Here is a 19,186-nt window from a genome sequence, read left to right as displayed (position 1 = left end):
TATTTTATTCTATGGGTTTTATGGAGTATGTAAAAATAGTCGGATAATTTATTGGATAGTGGAAAAAGAATAGCGGTAAAAGTTCTGGAGGAAGTATCAGTTAATGAGTGGTCAGTACCGAGTTATAGGGGTTCTGTTTTGGTACAGTTTTACTGCTTGTAGAATTTAAGACGTACTTTTTGCTCATTGGAACGAATAGTAATGATATATGCACCTGAATCTAAGGAGGAAACAGGTACGCTTATGGCGTTTCTACGAATCTCCCATTGGTGTGAAAGTACCGTGTTACCATAAATATCCATTATAGAAATGGTTGCTTTGGAGGTATTTTGTAAGCCTAGTACATTAACAACGTTGGTAGCTGGATTGGGAAATACCTTCACTTTCTTTACTGAAGTCGCGGTAGTTTTATGACCCACGCTCGCTTCTGCAGTTTCCTGTGCTTGGATGTTGCAGACAAAGAATAAAATAGTAAAAAGTGTAACTAACGTTTTCATTTGATTATTAATAGAGCCCGTTCTATTTGGAATAGGACTGTAAAAGTAATTATGAAAAGCCCTTTCGGCGAATAAATGTTGTGAAAGGGCGGGTTTTGTATGTCAATGCGCCTCCAGCCAATCTTGGCCAATGCCAACTTCTACGTCTAGCGGTACTGATAATTTGTAAGCATTTTCCATTTCAGATTTAATTAGAATTTTTAACTCATCTAGTTCTGGTTTGAAAATGTCGAATACTAATTCATCATGTACTTGTAATAGCATTTTAGATTTGTAACTGCCTTCAGCTAGTTTCTTGTGGATATTGATCATTGCTATTTTGATGATATCCGCGGCGCTACCTTGTATAGGGGCGTTAACAGCATTACGTTCCGCAGCTCCACGTACTATGGCATTACTTCCGTTAATGTCCTTTAAATATCGTCTTCTGCCTAGCACAGTTTGTACATATCCATTATCACGAGCAAAATTTACCAGTTCGCTCATGTAATTACGCAGTTTTGGATACGTTTTATAATAGGTGTCGATTAGTTCTTTGGCTTCTGAACGGGACAAATCGGTTTGATTACTCAATCCAAAGGCCGAAACCCCATAAATGATTCCGAAGTTTACGGTCTTGGCATTACTTCTTTGTTCACGTGTGACTTCTTCAATAGGAACGTTGAATACTTTTGATGCAGTGGAAGCATGAATATCTTCTCCATTTTTAAAAGCTTCAATCATCGTGGTTTCTTCACTCAATGCGGCAATAATTCGCAATTCTATTTGGGAATAATCCGCTGCTAATAAAATGTAGTTTTCGTCGCGGGGTACAAATGCTTTTCGGACTTGACGACCTCTTTCCGTGCGTATAGGAATGTTTTGCAGATTTGGGTTATTGCTGCTTAGTCTACCTGTGGCGGCAACGGTTTGCATATAATCGGTATGTACTCTTCCTGTAGTTGGCTCTACTTGTTCTGGTAGTGCGTCTACGTATGTGCTTTTTAGCTTTGCCAACCCACGGTAGTCCAAAACGTTTTGAATAATTTCATGGTCTTTAGCTAAATAGGAGAGTACATCTTCAGCAGTAGAAAACTGACCTGTTTTGGTCTTTTTGGGCTTGTCTACCAGCATCATTTTACTGAAAAGAATTTCTCCTAGTTGTTTTGGTGAGCCTATATTGAATTCTTCTCCTGCGGCTTCGTAAATTTTTTCTTCAAGACTTTTGATGTCATTATTCAGGTCTTCGGAAAGTCCGTTCAGGAATTTTTCATCCAAATTAATGCCTTCTAACTCCATATCGGCTAGAACTTGTAATAATGGAATCTCTATATCTTTAAAAAGAACATCGGTCTTTGCGTCGGCAAGTTCTGGTCTAAAATGTTTAGCTAACTGAAAAGTAATATCAGCATCTTCTACTGCGTATTCCGTTTGTTTTTCCAAAGGAACATCTCGCATATTCAATTGGTTCTTCCCTTTTTTGCCAATAAGCTCAGTTATGGAAACAGGCGTGTAATTCAGGTAGGTTTCGGACAGTACATCCATATTATGTCGCATATCAGGGTTGATTAGGTAATGCGCTAACATGGTGTCAAAAAATCCTCCTTTAACCTTAATATGGTATTTATCTAAAACTTTGATATCATACTTAAGGTTTTGTCCTATTTTTTCAATGTTTTCTGCCTCAAAGAAAGGGCGTAAAATTTCTATAAGCTTCTGTGCTTCTTCTTTGTTTTCTGGAAAAGGAATATAATACCCTTTCGTAGCTTCCCATGAGAATGCGATACCTACGAGCTGAGCTTCAAGCGGATTTAACGATGTAGTTTCCGTATCAAAACAAACCGAAGTCTGTTTCATTAAATTCTGAACAAAGAGTTTCATAGCCATACCGGATGCTACACTTTGGTAAACATGAGGTACATCTTTGATGGTTTTTCGGCTAGAACTGTCAGTTATGGTTGCTGCAGATGTGCCATCGCCTCCAAAAAGGGAGAATTGTCCGCTGCCTGCAGATGCGGAAGTTGAAGCCTCTTTTTTTGCTGTATCCGTATTGCTTACTTGTGTTTCGTTTTCGGTTTCTCCTGAAAATATTTTGATGAATTGGTCTTTTAGTCTCCTGAATTCCAGCTCTTCAAAAATCCCTTGAACTTTCTCGCTATCTGGAACCGACATTTCATAATCCTCGGCATTGAAAGTAACATCGCAATCTATGCAGATAGTGGCAAGTTTTTTAGAGAGAAGCCCTAATTCCTTATTTGCTTCTACCTTTTCTTTCATTTTGCCTTTCAGCTTGTCGGTATTCGCCAAAAGGCCTTCCATTGAGCCAAATTGCTCAATGAATTTTTTAGCTGTTTTGTCGCCAACACCGGGTAGACCGGGAATATTATCACTAGCATCGCCCATCATACCCAAATAATCTATTACTTGTTCTGGGCGTTCTACGCCAAAACGCTTCTGTATTTCAGGAATACCCCATATTTCTATTCCATTGCCCATTCTAGCAGGGCGGTACATAAATATATTTTCGGATACCAATTGTCCAAAATCTTTATCCGGAGTAACCATAAAGACTTTGTAATCTTCTTTTTCTGCTTGTTTGGCCAAGGTGCCTATAATGTCATCTGCTTCCCAACCTTCAAGTACTACGGAGGGTATATGCATGGCTTCAAGTATCTGTTGTATATAGGGTACCGCGATTTTTATACCATCTGGAGTTTCATCCCTGTTCGCCTTATATTCCGGAAACAGTTCCGTACGTTCGGCACTTCCTCCTTTATCAAAGCAAACGGCCAAATGATCTGGTTTTTCACGTTTAATCACATCAAAAAGGGAATTCATGAAACCCATTATAGCGGACGTATCCATGCCTTTAGAGTTGATTCGTGGGTTTTTGATCAGTGCGTAGTAACCACGAAAAATAAGTGCGTAGGCGTCTAGTAAGAAGAGTCGTTTTTGTTCTGGCATTTTATAGTTTTTCAAAAGGTTTCAAAGCTAATCAAGTTTTTGAATACTTCTTAGTGATTTAAGATTTGATATAACTTTCCGAAGGATTATTCACATGCCCTTCTTCAGAATAGGACCGATACGTAAATCCGGGATGAATACAATAACCGCCGGTTTCGCCAGCTTTGTTAATGGCAATAAAACCGATTTGAAAATCATCTCTATCTTTATTTTTAGCCATGATTCGTTCTACACCTTCTTTACAAGCTTCTTGAGGAGATTTTCCTTGTCGCATCAGTTCCACAATAAGAAAGCTGCCCACGGTGCGCACCACTTCTTCGCCAACACCGGTTGCGGTTGCTCCTCCTACTTCATTATCAACAAAAAGTCCCGCTCCAATAATTGGGGAGTCACCTACGCGTCCCGCCATTTTGTATCCCATACCACTAGTGGTGCAAGCGCCGGAAATATCTCCGTTGGCATCAATGGCGAGCATGCCTATAGTATCATGGTTTTCAATATTTATGATAGGTTTGTATTGTGCCGTTTTTTGCCATTCAATCCATTCTTGTTTTGACTTTTCGGTAAGAAGATTGGTTTTTTTAAATCCCATTTCATGAGCAAATTGTTCAGCTCCTTTTCCGGCAAGCATAACATGTGGGGTTTCTTCCATGACCTTGCGAGCAACTAAAATAGGATTGGCAATATTTTGCATGGCTAGTACAGCGCCACAATTACCATCTTTATCCATAATACAAGAGTCCAAAGTAACGTTTCCGTCGCGGTCGGGTCTACCGCCAATGCCTACGGTTTGGTTGTTCACATCATTCTCTTCAACCATTACTCCTTCGGTTACGGCATCTAGTGAAGAGCCACCGTCTTTTAAAATTTCCCATGCTTTTGAAGATGCGTTGTGGAAATCCCAAGTACATATTACAATAGGTTTAACCGCCACCGTAGTATTTGTTATTTGGTTGTTGAGAGCATTGGTTTGGCCAGCCATTAATGGTGCCGAAATTAAACCGGCCGTGGCGGCAGTCGAATTTTTTAGGAACTTTCTTCTTTGCATGGTGTTAAGATTTCTATTTTAGGGGTAGTTTTAAAAATGCCACTTGGGCATTAAATATAAGTAAAATGCTAATAGAAGTCTGTGCCAACTCCCTGCAATCTGCATTAAATGCTCAAAAAGCTGGTGCTCATAGGATAGAGCTTTGTTCTGAACTTGCCGTAGGTGGGATTACCCCTTCCTATGGATTGTTGAAGGCTGTTCGGGATAAAATATCAATTCCGGTTCATGTGCTTATTCGTCCCCGTAGTGGCGATTTCACCTATTTTGCTGATGAGTTAAAAATTATGAAAGAGAATATTGCTCTTTGTGTTGAAATGGGATTTGAAGGTATTGTTTCGGGTGTTTTAAAAACCGATTTTTCTTTGGATGTAGACAAGACCAAAGAATTAATTGAGGCATCCGGTAATTTAAAGTTCACCTTTCACCGGGCATTCGATTGGGTAGAAGACCCATTTGAAACGCTATTTCAGTTAGAAAATCTAAATGTAGATTATATATTAACATCTGGTCAACAGAAATCCGCTACCGAAGGAATAGAGCTTTTAAAAAAGCTGCAAGCGAAAGCTTCCTTATGTACTATTATACCGGGAGGAGGAGTGCGACCAGAAAATATCATGGACTTTAAAAACTCTGGTTTTAAGGCAGCTCATTTGTCCGGCACTAAATTTTTAAGAACTTTACCCGGTAACAAGAGGGTCTCTATGAATTCACCTTCATTTTTACGAGATGGCGAGATTGCTCTAACTGACTCTGAAATAATAGCAAATGTTGTAAATAGGGTTAAATAAAATCTAAATGAGGTAATCCTCGCCTTAGATTCAAATACCTTTGCAGCCATGCTACGTTGGATCATATTTATTATCGTTTATATTGTAATGGGCCTCTATACTTTGCAGGCGCTAAAAACTGTAACAAGATACCCTTGGGTGTATTATCTCTTCATTACTGTAGCCGTATTGGTACTGGGTAATTTTATCTATCAATTTACGCTGGGGGAGGAAGAAGGTAGAGTGTTGAGTAGGGCTAAAAGCTATGCTTTTGGGCTATTGCTGACCGTGTTGGCGTTTCAAATGGTTACCATACTTTTTCTTTTGTCCGAAGATGTATTTCGGTTTTTATCAAGTGGCTATCAGAGATTTTTTGGTCAGTCTAAGGAGTTTACATTGCCGGAACGTAGAAGGTTTTTAAGTATTTTGGGGCTTGGTTTGGCTGCAATTCCTTTTGGCGCACTTCTTTATGGAATGTATAAGGGTAAATACAATTTTAAGGTGCTGAAGTATAATTTGGAGTTTGATGATTTGCCCGATGCTTTTGATGGGTACCAGATTACACAAATATCTGATGTACATAGCGGTAGCTTTGATGACAGAAAGAAAATTGAATATGCTATTAATCTTATCAATGAACAGAAGAGTGATGTGATTCTTTTTACAGGTGATATGGTGAACAATATGGCCACTGAAATGGAGCCATGGGCAGACCTTTTCTCTACTCTTGATGCCAAAGATGGAAAGTTTTCGATTTTAGGGAATCATGATTATGGGGATTATGTAGATTGGGATACCGAAGAAGCTAAACATCAAAATTTAGAAGACTTAAAAAAGCTACAGGGCAATATGGGTTTCGACCTTTTGCTGAATGAAAATCGGTTTTTAGAAAAAGGCGATGATAAGATTGCCTTGGTTGGAGTTGAAAATTGGGGTCGTGGTGGTTTTAAAAAAGCTGGAGATCTTAAAAAGGCAGTTGCTAATGTGGGTAAAGACGATTTTAAAATTCTTATGAGCCATGACCCTTCGCATTGGGAAGATGTGGTATTGCATGATGAATATCATTATCACCTAACATTAAGCGGTCATACACATGGTATGCAGTTTGGAATAGAAATACCGGGTTGGATTAAGTGGAGTCCTGTAAAATGGCGCTATAAATACTGGGCAGGAATCTATAAAGAACTGGGTCAGTATATAAACGTAAATCGTGGCTTTGGGTTTTTAGGATATCCTGGTAGAGTAGGGATATGGCCTGAGATAAGTGTGATTATCTTAAAAAAGAAAGCTTAACACGATTTTAACGTCGCCTAAAGTCTATAAAATTTGGGCTATAGGTGGCAATTTAACATTTTTTCTTACATTTGGCCCCTAACCCAATGAACTACGTATGTCAAAGTTTGGTGAACTCATAGATTTAAAAATTCCTGTTCTTTTGGATTTTTATGCGGATTGGAACGAGCAATCGAATTCAATGCATGCTGTTCTACGTGATGTAGCTGCTGCTTTGGGCGATAAGGGCAAGGTTATTAAGATTGATGTAGATAAGAACAAAGAACTTGCTCAGGCCCTTCGCGTTAAGGGATTGCCTACACTAATGATTTATAAAAAAGGTGAAATGGTTTGGCGCCAAAGTGGTGAACAGGATGCCAATACCCTTATAGGTATTTTGAACGAGTATCTATAACCGTTTTATTCAGAATTCTAATTTAACCGGTGTTTTCACTCGGAAAATTATAATATAAAAAAGGTCTTTTATCATTGATAAAAGACCTTTTTTAATTCTTGTACTGTGGACTATTAGTTCGCAGCGGGAACAAGCGTAGTATCCAATACCTTTTCACCTCCTGCAGTAGCAGCGTCAATAGCAGTAGTGTCAGAAACCGGTACAGTGTCTCCCATGTCCGGGTTCTGCCCAGGCTCTAAATCATTTTCCTGTAAAATATTGTCTTTGTAGAAATGTCTGAATTTGTCAATGTATTCATTGAATATTAGCGTTTCCTTTTCAGCCATTTCTCGGTCGTTATTGCCAATTAAGATATCAATGTTCCTTCTGTAGCCTTCCATATCGGCAATGATCTCATCTATTTTCTCATATTGCTCCTCCAGTGGAATCCCGGCATAGTACTCCAAACGGTCTTGATAGATGTATTTTAGCTTGCCAAAGAGTTCCCTTGCCTTGGTGGTTTCGCCAACTTTATAATATCCGTCTACAAAAGGCTCAACAAAAGTATAGTAGCCAAAATACTCAACGGGAAGGTTTGTTATAGAAAGGTCGATAATATCCTTCGCTTTTTCTATTTTACCTTCTTTGAGCAATTGCTCCAGTAACCTCGCCAAGTTACTACGGTAAGATAGACCTTGAATACGCGTTTGAGGATCGTGATAAATGTCTGAACTTCCAGAGTTGCCCCAGTCCCAATTGGTAACCACATCGTACATAAGGTCAGTGTCTATGCGTCCCATTTCAAAAGAGTTTCTACGCTCCGTTTTAATTGGCACTAGTTTGTATGCCATACCATCTAATTGCAAATAATCTTTCATCCAAATGAATTCGGCATCATCAAAACTTCCGCCTGAAAAGTAAATAGGGCGTGTCCAGTCATTATTGGCAATGATATCTAACATCATCATGCTCTTTTTGGTAATTGCACTTTTTGGCAAGTCAATATCAATATGGTCAACTATCAGAGCGGAATCTTTTGTTTTAACGAGCCCACTTTCTAGAACATTCTTTTTGTTTACGGGAATGCGAAGTTTGTTTGTAGGGTAGTAAACAATATTTTGACTGCTTTCAGAATAAGCATCCATGTCAATATTTTCTTGACGTTCTAAAATGTATTTCAGTTTTGTTTGTGGATTGTCACTATCTACCCATTTAATAAAGTCCTGAATAGACCAACGGCTTTCCGATATCTTTTTGTTGAAAAGAGGGTCAACGGTCTGATAATACAATACATCACGGGAACCCCAGCGGTATTTATCATGCTCAATCTGCGAAGGAATAGCTTCGCTTTCATAAGCCTTTCTCTTCATTTGGTCAATGTACCAATCAGTTTCAAAAAGGCTGGTACAGACAATACGAACATCAGTTCTGTAGCCTTCAATTTCTTGGGCGTACCAAAGTGGGAAGGTGTCATTGTCTCCAATGGTGAACAGTATAGCGCCAGCATCTTCTTGGCAAGAATCTAAATATGCTTTCGCGGACGAATTGGCGGTATACCGATTGGATCGGTCGTGATCGTCCCAGTTTTGTACTGCCATTACCGTAGGAACGGCTAAAAGGCAAACTAAGGTTACGGCCGGAGCGAGTATTTTTGGCGTTAGGTATTTCTTGAGCTCGTCAAAAAGTCCATAAACACCCAAACCTATCCATATGCCAAACACATAAAAAGATCCCACAAGGGAATAGTCTCTTTCGCGAGGTTGGAAAATATAGGGGTTGGTGTAAAATTGAATAGCCAGACCAGTGAATAAAAAGAATATTAAAAGAACCCAGAACTGCTTTGGGTTTTTACTGATTTGGAATAGTATGCCAACGATACCCAGAATTAATGGAAGTAAGAAATAAGTGTTTCTTGCCTTATTGTTTTTAACTTCATCTGGTAGGTTGTCTTGGCTTCCTAACCGCGGGCTGTCGATCAGGTCAATGCCACTTAGCCATTCGCCATTCCCATTGTATCTGCCTTGAACGTCGTTGTTTTTACCGGAAAAATTCCACATAAAATAACGCCAGTACATGTAGCCGAACTGAAACTGCACCATGTATTTAATATTCTGCCAAACGGATGGGGGCTCCACTTCAAGATAATCCCCAAATCGTCTTAAGAAACTAATATATTGTTCAGCGTCTATTTCTCCATTCGCAAAACCATCTTTTACCTGTGCAACCGCGGCTCTAAGTTCTTCGTTAGATTGTGTCATTTTAAAATCTAAAGGACCGAAGTATTTCATGTAGTTTTCAGCATTCTGACCACTCCACATACGTGGTAGGAGTCCAATATGCTTAGGGTCGTCTCCCGGTATAGCTCCTTTGTAATAGTTTACAATTACGTATTTTCCTAGTTTTTCGTTTTTCTCATATTTAGGGGCTTCATCTTTGTCTTCGCCGCCTATTCCAAAAGTATTGGAGTAGTAAGTGCCGTAAACGGGACTATCCACACCAGGGTATTGTTCTCTGTTATAGTAGGCAAGTAGTGCACGCGCATCTTCCGGGTTGTTCTCATTAATTACAACTCTTGCGTTGGCACGAATAGGAAGCATCATCCAAGATGAAAAGCCTAAAAAGAGAAACATTAAACAGAGAACGATGGTATTGGCAGTCTTATAATTGTTCTTTCTAGTGTAGTTTAATCCAAAATAGAAAGTAGCAATAAATATAAGTCCCATAATAATGGTCCCGGAGTTAAACGGTAGGCCAATACTATTAATGAAAAAGACTTCGCTCCATCCAAAAAGTTTTAAAACATAGGTAAGTGAGAATTTATATACCAACATGAGTACCGCAATCACAACAATATTGGCAAGTAAAAAGTTTTTTACGGTTGTCTTTTCGTATGTTTTGAAATAGTAAAGTAAACCGATTGAAGGTATGGCTAAAAAGCCCATAAATTGAACACCAAACGTTAGGCCAACTACATATGATATAAGAACGATCCATTTATTGCCTCTGGGGTTTTCTAGGTCGTCTACCCACTTTAACCCAAGCCAAAGTAATAACGCCATTAGTAAACTGGCAGTAGAATATACTTCTGTTTCAACAGCATTGAACCAGAAACTATCTGAAAAAGTAAAGGCAAGAGATCCAACAATACCACTACCAAAAATAGCAATGGCCTTACTGTTCGTTATAACGTCATCTTTTCGTTTTATCAGTTTTTGGGTAAGGTTGGTAATTGTCCAAAACATGAAAAGAATGGTAAACGCACTTGATACGCCCGAGACGTAGTTCACCATACGGGCCACTTGATCGGGCTCAATAGCAAACATGGCAAAAAAGGCACCTATCATCTGTAGTAATGGTGCTCCGGGAGGGTGGCCTACCTGAAGTTTTGCTGATGTGGCAATGTATTCACCAGCATCCCAAAAACTGTTGGTGGGTTCAACGGTGATTGCGTAAGTAATGAGGGCTATAAAAAAGACGGACCATCCGAGAAGATTGTCCCATTTTTCGAAGTTCTTTGAAAACATGTACTATGAGGTTTAACCAATGCGGCGAATTTACTAATTAATATAGATATGGATAGCTATTTTTGATAAACCTTTAACAAGTGCTTTGTAAGAAGAATGAAGATTTATATGTATCTGTGGCTTTGTTAGTGGGGCTTGCGAGATAGAAATAATTCTATTTGTTAATTTTATGCTGCTGAAAATCTGCCAGTTGTGCGGATTTTAAATTTTTGTTGTAAAAAATGTTTGTGTAAACGAAACTTTGTTTTAAATTTGCACGCTCAAACGCTGAACTTGTTTCGGCAGCAATTACGGTAATGGCCTATGGTGTAATTGGCAACACAGCTGTTTTTGGTACAGTCGTTCTAGGTTCGAGTCCTAGTAGGCCAACAGAAATTTAAAAACCCGATACTGAAAAGTATCGGGTTTTTTGTTTGAGTTTTATTTAGAAAGATTGTCTGGCTCGGTGTCTTCAGCCTCTCTAGAAACGTTTTCTTCGTTTTTTGTTATTTCATTCTCTATTTCGGTTTCCGAAGTTTCTGCCTCATGTTGGTGAAATTGGTCTTCTGCTTCGTTTCGTGCTAAGATTTCTTCATCAATTTCATCTAACATCGTACCCATTTTCTTTTTGTCTCTAATCATGGCCCAAGTCATAATTAAGCTTGTGGCAATAATTACGAACAACAAAATCCCGGATTCAAAGCCTGCAATTTCCGCTTCCACAGGAATAGCATAAAATAATAGAATGGTAATTAATCCTCTTGGGGCAATGAAAGCCTGTGGTAGGATGTCTTTTCCTATAAAAACTCGTAAAATTAGAAATCGGATGACATATATAGAAGCGATAATCAGAATGCTGACCATGGCAACATTCAAGCTCATTAAAGAAGCAAGTACAATAGTGACCCCAAAGATTACAAAGAAAAAAGTACGCACAACAAAAGCGGTTTCTAGGGTAATAATATGGAGTTCGTGAAAAATTTGGTGCATTTTTTCCTTTTCAAGAAAAATTGCGGTCTTGCCAGGAAAGAACAGTTTTACGTTTGCAATTACTAATCCAAATATTAAAATGATAATCAGAGAGGATAGGTGCATCTTTTTGCCAATAGCATATAGTAGTATGAGGACAGCAATTAATAAAAATTGTTTAGCCTGGCTTTTTATTTTTTGAAAAATAAGAACAAGTGCGTAACTGGCAATTATAGCTATAACAATGGTAAGTACAATATTTCCAGCAAAAGCAACGGGTCCAGAATCGGTCTCCGGGTCTAGCCCTCCGGTAAGGAAATAGAACATCATGATACCCATAATGTCTGAGAAAGTGCTTTCATAAATGTGGAATTCTTTCTTATCTTCTCTTAAACTGCTAACGCTGGGTATGATAATAGCACTAGACAGGATGGAAAGGGGAGTAGCGTAAAGCCAGGCAGATTGCATGGTCATGCCATCAATAAATTGATAAAGTACAAGTGCGGCAACCCAGGCGGAAGCAACAAGACCAAGTAAGGCAATTGCCATCGATTTTAAAATGGGGATAAGCTTTTCTCGCTTTAGCTCAAGTTCCAATGCGGCTTCTAGTACAATCATTATCAATCCAACCGTGCCTATTATTTCTAAAGTGCCACGCAGGTTTTTTTCAAAATCAATTTCAGAACCCATAATGTACTTGAGGCCAAATTGTAATGCTATGCCCAGGACAATGAGCATAAGTACAGATGGGATATTGGTTTTTTTAGAGATGCCATTAAACCAAAAAGAGATAATGACTATGGCAGAAGCGCCAATAATCATATTGTACGAAGAGAGTATTTCCATGGTTGATAATTTGGTTGTGTTATTTTAAAAGTACTATTAAATCGTTAATTTAATATGAATTGATATGATATAAAACTCTTTAAATGAATCGGATATTGCGGGAAACAAAAAAATCGTATATTTGCAAGACTGAAAGGATATAAAAGTATTCATGAGGGGACAATTTAGTCCTCTTTTTTATTTCTAAATGTTATGTTGAAGAGTAAGGTTGAAGCCCTTTTGAACGATGCCCTGGAAGAAGATGGGTCTTTGTTTTTAATCGATTTTTCGATGTCACTAGATAATGCCATTAAGGTGGTTTTAGATGGTGATGAAGGTGTTACTGTAGAGGATTGCATGAAAATTAGTCGTGCAATTGAGCATAATATAGACCGAGACGAGTATGATTTTTCGTTAGAGGTAGCTTCAGCAGGTGCTGCATCACCTTTAGTCATGCCTAGGCAGTACAATAAAAATATTGGACGAAAGCTCGCCGTGCGAACCGAAGCCAGTACATTTGAAGGAAATTTAACCGAAACGACCAATGATGGCATTGTGCTTGAGTGGAAAGCACGAGAGCCAAAACCCATTGGAAAAGGGAAAGTTACAGTTCAGAAAAAAGAACAAATCAATTTTTCTGATATAAAAGAAGCAAAAGTCATTTTAAAATTTTAAAGGTAATAGTAGCATAATGGAAAATATTGCACTGATCGAGTCTTTTTCGGAATTTAAAGACGACAAATTTATAGATAGAGTAACGTTAATGGCCATCTTGGAAGATGTATTCCGTAGTGCCCTTAAGAAGAAATTTGGTTCTGATGACAATTTTGACATCATTATCAACCCTGATAAAGGGGATTTGGAAATTTGGAGGAATCGTATCGTTGTTGAAGATGGAGAGGTAGAAGAACCTAATGAAGAGATTTCATTAGCTGAAGCGCGTAAAATTGAACCCGATTTTGAGGTTGGAGAAGATGTTTCTGAAGAGGTGAAGTTAATAGATTTGGGTAGAAGGGCTATTTTAGCACTTCGTCAAAACTTAATATCTAAAATTCACGAACACGATAATACAACCATCTACAAGCATTTTAAAGACCTTGAAGGTGAGATTTATACCGCAGAGGTTCATCATATTCGTCACAAAGCAATTATTCTGTTGGATGACGAGGGTAATGAGATTATTTTGCCAAAAGATAGGCAGATACCATCTGACTTCTTTAGAAAAGGTGATAATGTTCGAGGTGTAATTGAAAGTGTTGAACTTAAAGGTAGTAAGCCAACAATAATTATGTCTAGAAGCTCCCCTAAGTTCTTGGAGCAGTTGTTTTTTCAAGAGATTCCAGAGGTTTACGACGGTCTTATTACTATTAAGAAAGCAGTTCGTATACCAGGGGAGAAAGCAAAGGTTGCTGTTGATTCTTATGATGATCGTATTGACCCGGTAGGGGCCTGTGTAGGTATGAAAGGTTCTAGAATTCACGGTATAGTTCGTGAATTAGGTAATGAGAATATAGATGTTATCAATTGGACAGCTAATCCGCAGTTAATGGTGACAAGGGCTTTGAGTCCTGCAAGAGTGTCTTCCGTGAAGTTAAATGATGAGAAGATGACTGCGCAAGTTTACCTAAGACCGGAAGAAGTTTCTAAAGCTATTGGTCGTGGTGGGCACAACATACGTTTGGCTGGTCAATTAACTGGTTATGAGATTGATGTGTTTAGAGAAGGTGTTGAGGAAGATGTAGAATTGACTGAATTTACAGATGAAATTGATGCTTGGATTATTGAAGAATTCAAGAAAATAGGATTGGATACGGCTCGTAGTATATTAGAGCAAGATGTAGCCGATTTGGTGAAACGTACCGACTTGGAAGAGGAAACTATTTCTGAAGTTGTGCGTATTCTTAAAGAAGAATTGGAAGATTAGCTATGAACTCGTCACGGGTTTTAATACTTTAGCGGAAAATTCTGCTAATGTGTTAGGATGTTAAACCCTATTGGAGTTCTATATATTAGCAAGGATTAAAGAGAATTAGGAGAAAGTATTTATGGCAGACATTGCAAAAATTAGGCTTAACAAGGTCCTCAAAGAGTTTAATATTTCTTTGGATAGGGCTGTTGATTTCCTTGCCTCTAAAGGGCATGAGATTGATGCGCGACCTACTACAAAGATTTCTGATGAAGTTTATGAAGTGCTTCAAGGAGAATTTCAGACCGATAAGAGCAAAAAAGTCGCCTCTAAAGAAGTAGGTGAAGAAAAACGAAAGGAAAAAGAGGCCTTGCGATTGCAATTAGAGCAAGAGCAAGAAGAAAGACGTTTGGCAAGAGAAAAACGTGCAGCTGCAGCAGAAGAAAAAACTTTGCTCGGTAAAGTTGAGCTTCAGGGTCCTAAAACTGTGGGTAAAATTGACCTTGATTCAGATAGGAAGTCAAAAGATACGCCTGCTCCCGCTCCTGTTTCTAAAGAAGAGAAGGTAGAAAAAGAAGTTGTCGCTGAGGTTGAAAAGCCGAAAGAGGCTGAACCGGTTGAAAAAGTGGAGGAAGAACTTAAGGTTGAGAAGCCAAAAGTTGAAGAGAGGCCTATTAAAAAGCTTAAGGTTATAGGAAAGATCGATGTTGATAAACCTAAGGCACCTAAAGCTCCTAAGGCAACTGAAGCTAAGCCAGAGGAGAAAGCTCCAGAAAAAGTAGAGGAGGCAAAACCGGAAGTTGAAGCTGGGGCTGAATCTACAGAGGAGAAAAAAGACGATGGTGTCTTAACTACAAAATACAAGAAACTTAGCGGACCTAAAATTACGGCCAAGATTGATCTTTCTCAGTTCAATAAGCCTAAAAAGAAGAAAGAAGAGCCTAAAACAGGTTCTGACGCTAGTGGTGACCGTAAGAAACGTAGAAGACGTATAGTTAGTAGTCCAGGTACTGGAGGAGGAAATAAGAGCAATGCTCCAAGGCCTCGCGGTACTGGTCCGGCGGCTAGAAAAGGCGGCGGAGGTGGAAATCCTCGTTATGGAGCTCCAAAAGTAGAGCCTACTGAAGAAGACGTGCAAAAACAGATTAGAGAAACTTTGGAGAAATTGCAAGGTAAATCTAAGAAGGGTAAAGGCGCTAAGTATAGAAGAGATAAAAGGGATCAACACCGTCAACAAACTGAAAAAGATCTTGAACAGCAAGAATTAGAAAGTAAAGTGTTGAAGGTTACAGAATTTGTAACTGTAGGTGAGGTTGCTACTATGATGGGAGTGGGTACTACTGAGATTATTTCGGCATGTATGTCACTTGGTATTATGGTTACGATGAACCAGCGTCTTGATGCGGAAACATTATCTATTGTTGCAGATGAGTTTGGTTATGAGGTTGAATTCGTTACTGCTGATCTTGAAGAGTCTATTGAAGTTGAAGCAGATGCTCCTGAAGATTTAGAATCACGAGCGCCAATTGTTACGGTAATGGGGCATGTGGATCACGGTAAAACATCTTTACTGGATTATGTTAGGGAAGCTAATGTAATTGCAGGTGAAAGTGGTGGTATTACACAGCATATTGGAGCTTATGGAGTAACATTGGAAGGTGGTCAAAAAATCACTTTCTTGGATACTCCTGGTCACGAAGCGTTTACCGCTATGCGTGCAAGGGGTGCTCAAGTTACGGATATAGCAGTTATTGTAATTGCGGCAGATGATGCTATTATGCCTCAAACAAAAGAAGCAATAAGTCACGCGCAAGCTGCGGGTGTTCCTATTGTGTTTGCAATAAACAAGGTGGATAGGCCAACGGCTAATCCAGAGAAGATTAAAGACGGTCTGGCTCAAATGAACTTGTTAGTTGAAGATTGGGGTGGTAAGATACAATCTCATGATATTTCGGCAAAAACAGGTCAAGGTGTAAAGGAATTACTAGAAAAAGTATTGCTTGAAGCAGAGTTGTTGGAGTTAAAGTCTAATCCTAATAAAATGGCTAACGGAACCGTTGTTGAAGCCTTTTTGGATAAGGGACGTGGTTATGTTTCTACAATATTGGTGCAAGGTGGAACCCTTAAAATTGGGGATTATGTTTTGGCTGGTACAAATAGTGGTAAGGTTAAGGCAATGCAGGATGAGCGCGGAAATAGCGTTAAAGAAGCGGGGCCAGCTACACCAATATCTATTTTGGGTCTAGACGGTGCGCCACAAGCAGGTGATAAATTCCATGTATTGGAAGATGAGAGAGAGGCAAAGCAGATTGCTACTAAACGTTCGCAGTTACAACGTGAGCAGTCCGTTAGAACTCAACGCCATATTACTTTAGATGAAATTGGAAGACGTATTGCGTTAGGTGACTTTAAAGAGCTTAATATTATCTTGAAGGGTGATGTTGATGGATCTGTTGAAGCATTAACTGATTCGTTCCAGAAATTATCTACAGAAGAGATTCAGGTAAATATTATTCACAAAGGAGTTGGTGCTATTACTGAATCTGATGTGTTGTTGGCTTCTGCATCCGATGCTATTATTATTGGCTTTAATGTTAGGCCAATGGGTAATGCAAGAGATGTTGCTGAGAAAGAGGAAATTGATATCAGAATGTACTCTATTATTTACGATGCTATTAATGACCTTAAAGATGCAATGGAGGGAATGCTTTCTCCGGAGATTAAAGAGGAAATTACGGGTACAGCAGAGATTAGGGAGACTTTTAAAATATCTAAAGTAGGTACAATCGCTGGTTGTATGGTTACTAATGGTAAGATTTTCCGTAATGCGGGAATACGTCTTATACGAGATGGTGTTGTTGTCTATACAGGTGAATTAACTTCTCTGAAACGTTTCAAAGATGACGTTAAAGATGTAGCCAAAGGATATGATTGTGGTCTTCAGCTTAAGAATTACAATGATATAGTAGAAGGTGATATAGTAGAGGCCTTCAAAGAAGTGGAAGTCAAGAAGAAGTTGAAGTCCAAATAAGATATTCAAATAATATAGAGCAAAAAAAATCGACCTTAACGGGTCGATTTTTTTGGTTTTAATAACATCGCATCCGGATATTTTTTTCGGACTTCGTTGAACTTTCTCTCGGCATCCAATTTGTTTTTGAACCGGCCAACTCGTACTCGGTATGTGGGAGAGTCAAAATCTATTTTAGAGGGTAGGTCAGGGAAATCTTGTTCTACATTAGCTTGTATATTTTGAGCTTTACTGTAGGATCCAAAACCGACTTGAATGCGGTAATAATCCGAACTTTCGTTCGAAGTCTTATATATTTCGATTAAATCTGTAATCTTTTCGTCTTGTTCAACGTTGATTTGGCCTTGTTGGGCGTGTCCAAATGTTAAAGAAGCCATAGTGAGGCTGAGTGCAAAAAATGTCTTCATTGTAGTGAAATAATTGGGTTTTAATATTTTAGACAAAAGTAGTTTATTCCTAAGTAATGAACGGAATGCCTTATTATTTAGAATAGTTATAAATTAAGAATTATCAATCCGTTAACATTTTCAAAATAAAGACTATTACGTATTTTTGCCTTCGATTTTAGCACTGATAAGAATTAATATAAGTATTTCTATAAATGAAATTATCGTGCCAAGATGTCGATAGAAATAAGATTCATATGAAAAAGGTTCCGTACCGCCATTCGATTTCTAAGGTTTTAGGTTTAACTCTATTTGTTTTACTATTGTTTTCCGTTTCTATATCTGCTCAGGACGGTGGCTCTGCGGACGAAGCTGCCACAGAGGAGGCTGGTTCTGGTGATACAGCGGGAGATCCTGCAAAGGGTAAAGCGTTATTTAATCAGAATTGTGCGGCTTGTCACTCCCTAACTCGTAAGATGACGGGTCCTGCTTTGGCTAATGTTGAAGCAAGGTTGTCTGAAGATGAAGGTTTAGATCGTGATTGGTTGCATAGGTGGATTAAGAATAGTCCTGGTTTAATTGCTTCGGGAGATGCTTACGCAAAAAAGGTGTATGCTGAGTATAATCAAGCTGCAATGACACCTTTCCCTACATTATCTGATGCGGATATTGATAATATATTAGCTTATACGGCTGCAAAGCCAAAAACGGCTGCTCCGGCCGCTGTTGCTGGTGGGGAGGCTGCAGGTGCTTCTGCTTCTGCTTCGGGCGGAATATCTAATGAAATTGTTTTAGGTGCTTTGGCTCTTGTGTTTGGTCTGTTGGTTGTAATGTTGTTCTTGGTGAATAAAACGCTAAGAAGAATAGCAGAGGCTAATGGGGTTGTTTTGGAGGTTGAAGAATCGGAAAAAAGATTGCCGCTATGGAAGGCTTTTGCTAAAAATCAATTTTTGGTTTTGGTAACGGTTATTTTCTTGTTGTTGGGTAGTGCTTATTTCGCGTATGGTTGGATGATGCAAGTTGGGATTGATCAAGGGTATCAGCCAATTCAACCCATTCATTACTCTCACCGTATACATGCAGGAGATAATAAAATTGAGTGTAAGTATTGTCACTCTTCAGCACGGGTATCCAAAACTTCCGGTATTCCTGCACTTAACGTGTGTATGAACTGTCACAAGTCAATTTATCAAGTTGCAGATGAAACCTTAGAAGAGGGTAAGCGCGAGTATGGTGTAGACTATAATAAAGAGATTAAAAAGCTTTATGCGGCCGTAGGTTGGGATGAAGAGAATCAAAAATATACAGGTGAGAGCCAGCCGGTGAAATGGGTACGTATTCATAACTTGCCTGATTTCGCATATTTTAATCACTCTCAGCACGTAAGTGTTGCTGGAATAGAGTGTCAGCACTGTCATGGTCCTGTTGAAGAAATGGAGATTATGTATCAATATGCTCCTCTTACTATGGGGTGGTGTGTTAATTGTCATCGAGAGACAGAAATTAAAGTAGAGGGTAATGCTTACTACGAGAAAATCCATACCGAGCTTTCCAAGAAATATGGTGTAGAAAAGTTGACGGCTGCTCAAATGGGTGGACTGGAATGTGGAAAGTGTCATTATTAATCGAACTAGAAAGTAGTTAA

The 19,186-nt window shown here is 38.8% G+C and carries 13 protein-coding genes and 1 tRNA gene; 8 read left to right on the top strand and 6 right to left on the bottom strand.

Annotated features, from left to right (window positions below; translation table 11 throughout):
• Positions 1 to 149: 149 nt before the first annotated feature.
• From IWC72_RS03085 to IWC72_RS03075, 3 genes are all read right to left on the bottom strand, one after another.
• Positions 150 to 497: a T9SS type A sorting domain-containing protein gene (locus IWC72_RS03085; RefSeq protein ID WP_194528779.1), complete on the bottom strand. Its 348-nt coding sequence runs from the start codon at positions 495 to 497 to the stop codon at positions 150 to 152.
• A gap of 102 nt (positions 498 to 599) precedes the next feature.
• Positions 600 to 3,440, bottom strand: a complete 2,841-nt coding sequence (gene polA, locus IWC72_RS03080; protein ID WP_194528778.1) for a DNA polymerase I — start codon at positions 3,438 to 3,440, stop codon at positions 600 to 602.
• A gap of 58 nt (positions 3,441 to 3,498) precedes the next feature.
• Entirely contained in the window at positions 3,499 to 4,488 is a 990-nt protein-coding gene (locus IWC72_RS03075; protein WP_194528777.1) for an isoaspartyl peptidase/L-asparaginase family protein, read from the bottom strand.
• 65 nt (positions 4,489 to 4,553) lie between these two features.
• On the opposite strand from IWC72_RS03075, the gene IWC72_RS03070 reads away from it, so the two are divergent.
• The 3 genes from IWC72_RS03070 to IWC72_RS03060 all read left to right on the top strand — a co-directional run bounded on the left by IWC72_RS03070 (position 4,554) and on the right by IWC72_RS03060 (position 6,942).
• A complete protein-coding gene (locus tag IWC72_RS03070) occupies positions 4,554 to 5,276 on the top strand; it encodes a copper homeostasis protein CutC (protein WP_194528776.1) in 723 nt (240 codons plus the stop codon).
• Between the two features lie 48 nt (positions 5,277 to 5,324).
• On the top strand, positions 5,325 to 6,548 hold the full coding sequence (locus IWC72_RS03065) for a metallophosphoesterase (RefSeq protein WP_194528775.1): 1,224 nt from the start codon (positions 5,325 to 5,327) through the stop codon (positions 6,546 to 6,548).
• 97 nt (positions 6,549 to 6,645) lie between these two features.
• Positions 6,646 to 6,942 carry a thioredoxin family protein gene (locus IWC72_RS03060; protein ID WP_038237892.1) on the top strand — a complete coding sequence of 99 codons (297 nt, stop codon included), beginning with the start codon at positions 6,646 to 6,648 and terminating at the stop codon, positions 6,940 to 6,942.
• 113 nt (positions 6,943 to 7,055) lie between these two features.
• On the opposite strand, the gene IWC72_RS03055 is transcribed toward IWC72_RS03060, so the two are convergent.
• Entirely contained in the window at positions 7,056 to 10,445 is a 3,390-nt protein-coding gene (locus IWC72_RS03055) for a glycosyltransferase family 117 protein (protein WP_194528774.1), read from the bottom strand.
• 297 nt (positions 10,446 to 10,742) lie between these two features.
• Between IWC72_RS03055 and IWC72_RS03050 the strand changes: the two genes are divergently transcribed.
• Positions 10,743 to 10,814 (top strand) — tRNA-Gln (locus IWC72_RS03050).
• Between the two features lie 51 nt (positions 10,815 to 10,865).
• On the opposite strand, the gene IWC72_RS03045 is transcribed toward IWC72_RS03050, so the two are convergent.
• Complete coding sequence (locus IWC72_RS03045) at positions 10,866 to 12,239, bottom strand: cation:proton antiporter domain-containing protein (protein ID WP_194528773.1); 1,374 nt, start codon at positions 12,237 to 12,239, stop codon at positions 10,866 to 10,868.
• A gap of 192 nt (positions 12,240 to 12,431) precedes the next feature.
• On the opposite strand from IWC72_RS03045, the gene rimP reads away from it, so the two are divergent.
• From rimP to infB, 3 genes are all read left to right on the top strand, one after another.
• A complete protein-coding gene (gene rimP / locus IWC72_RS03040; RefSeq protein ID WP_194524774.1) occupies positions 12,432 to 12,893 on the top strand; it encodes a ribosome assembly cofactor RimP in 462 nt (153 codons plus the stop codon).
• A 16-nt stretch (positions 12,894 to 12,909) separates the two neighbouring features.
• Positions 12,910 to 14,142 carry a transcription termination factor NusA gene (nusA, locus tag IWC72_RS03035; protein WP_194524773.1) on the top strand — a complete coding sequence of 411 codons (1,233 nt, stop codon included), beginning with the start codon at positions 12,910 to 12,912 and terminating at the stop codon, positions 14,140 to 14,142.
• Positions 14,143 to 14,263: 121 nt separating this feature from the next.
• Positions 14,264 to 17,155, top strand: a complete 2,892-nt coding sequence (gene infB / locus IWC72_RS03030; RefSeq protein ID WP_194524772.1) for a translation initiation factor IF-2 — start codon at positions 14,264 to 14,266, stop codon at positions 17,153 to 17,155.
• Positions 17,156 to 17,190: 35 nt separating this feature from the next.
• Here the strand turns inward: infB and IWC72_RS03025 are convergent, their stop codons facing one another.
• Positions 17,191 to 17,562 (bottom strand): SPOR domain-containing protein, encoded by a 372-nt coding sequence (locus IWC72_RS03025; protein ID WP_194524771.1) that lies wholly within the window; start codon positions 17,560 to 17,562, stop codon positions 17,191 to 17,193.
• A gap of 236 nt (positions 17,563 to 17,798) precedes the next feature.
• On the opposite strand from IWC72_RS03025, the gene IWC72_RS03020 reads away from it, so the two are divergent.
• A complete protein-coding gene (locus tag IWC72_RS03020) occupies positions 17,799 to 19,166 on the top strand; it encodes a c-type cytochrome (RefSeq protein WP_194531068.1) in 1,368 nt (455 codons plus the stop codon).
• Positions 19,167 to 19,186: the final 20 nt, after the last annotated feature.

The sequence above is a fragment of the Zobellia roscoffensis genome (assembly GCF_015330165.1).
Taxonomy (GTDB): Bacteria; Bacteroidota; Bacteroidia; order Flavobacteriales; family Flavobacteriaceae; genus Zobellia; species Zobellia roscoffensis.
Note: the sequence above shows the minus strand (reverse complement) of the source record. Positions and strands in the feature narration are given on the sequence as shown.

Bases quoted from the DNA above. Each gene is read 5' to 3' on its own strand.
- IWC72_RS03085 (WP_194528779.1), bottom strand. From the start codon at position 497: ATGAAAACGTTAGTTACACTTTTTACTATTTTATTCTTTGTCTGCAAC.
- polA (WP_194528778.1), bottom strand. From the start codon at position 3,440: ATGCCAGAACAAAAACGACTCTTCTTACTAGACGCCTACGCACTTATT.
- IWC72_RS03075 (WP_194528777.1), bottom strand. From the start codon at position 4,488: ATGCAAAGAAGAAAGTTCCTAAAAAATTCGACTGCCGCCACGGCCGGT.
- IWC72_RS03070 (WP_194528776.1), top strand. From the start codon at position 4,554: ATGCTAATAGAAGTCTGTGCCAACTCCCTGCAATCTGCATTAAATGCT.
- IWC72_RS03065 (WP_194528775.1), top strand. From the start codon at position 5,325: ATGCTACGTTGGATCATATTTATTATCGTTTATATTGTAATGGGCCTC.
- IWC72_RS03060 (WP_038237892.1), top strand. From the start codon at position 6,646: ATGTCAAAGTTTGGTGAACTCATAGATTTAAAAATTCCTGTTCTTTTG.
- IWC72_RS03055 (WP_194528774.1), bottom strand. From the start codon at position 10,445: ATGTTTTCAAAGAACTTCGAAAAATGGGACAATCTTCTCGGATGGTCC.
- IWC72_RS03045 (WP_194528773.1), bottom strand. From the start codon at position 12,239: ATGGAAATACTCTCTTCGTACAATATGATTATTGGCGCTTCTGCCATA.
- rimP (WP_194524774.1), top strand. From the start codon at position 12,432: ATGTTGAAGAGTAAGGTTGAAGCCCTTTTGAACGATGCCCTGGAAGAA.
- nusA (WP_194524773.1), top strand. From the start codon at position 12,910: ATGGAAAATATTGCACTGATCGAGTCTTTTTCGGAATTTAAAGACGAC.
- infB (WP_194524772.1), top strand. From the start codon at position 14,264: ATGGCAGACATTGCAAAAATTAGGCTTAACAAGGTCCTCAAAGAGTTT.
- IWC72_RS03025 (WP_194524771.1), bottom strand. From the start codon at position 17,562: ATGAAGACATTTTTTGCACTCAGCCTCACTATGGCTTCTTTAACATTT.
- IWC72_RS03020 (WP_194531068.1), top strand. From the start codon at position 17,799: ATGAAAAAGGTTCCGTACCGCCATTCGATTTCTAAGGTTTTAGGTTTA.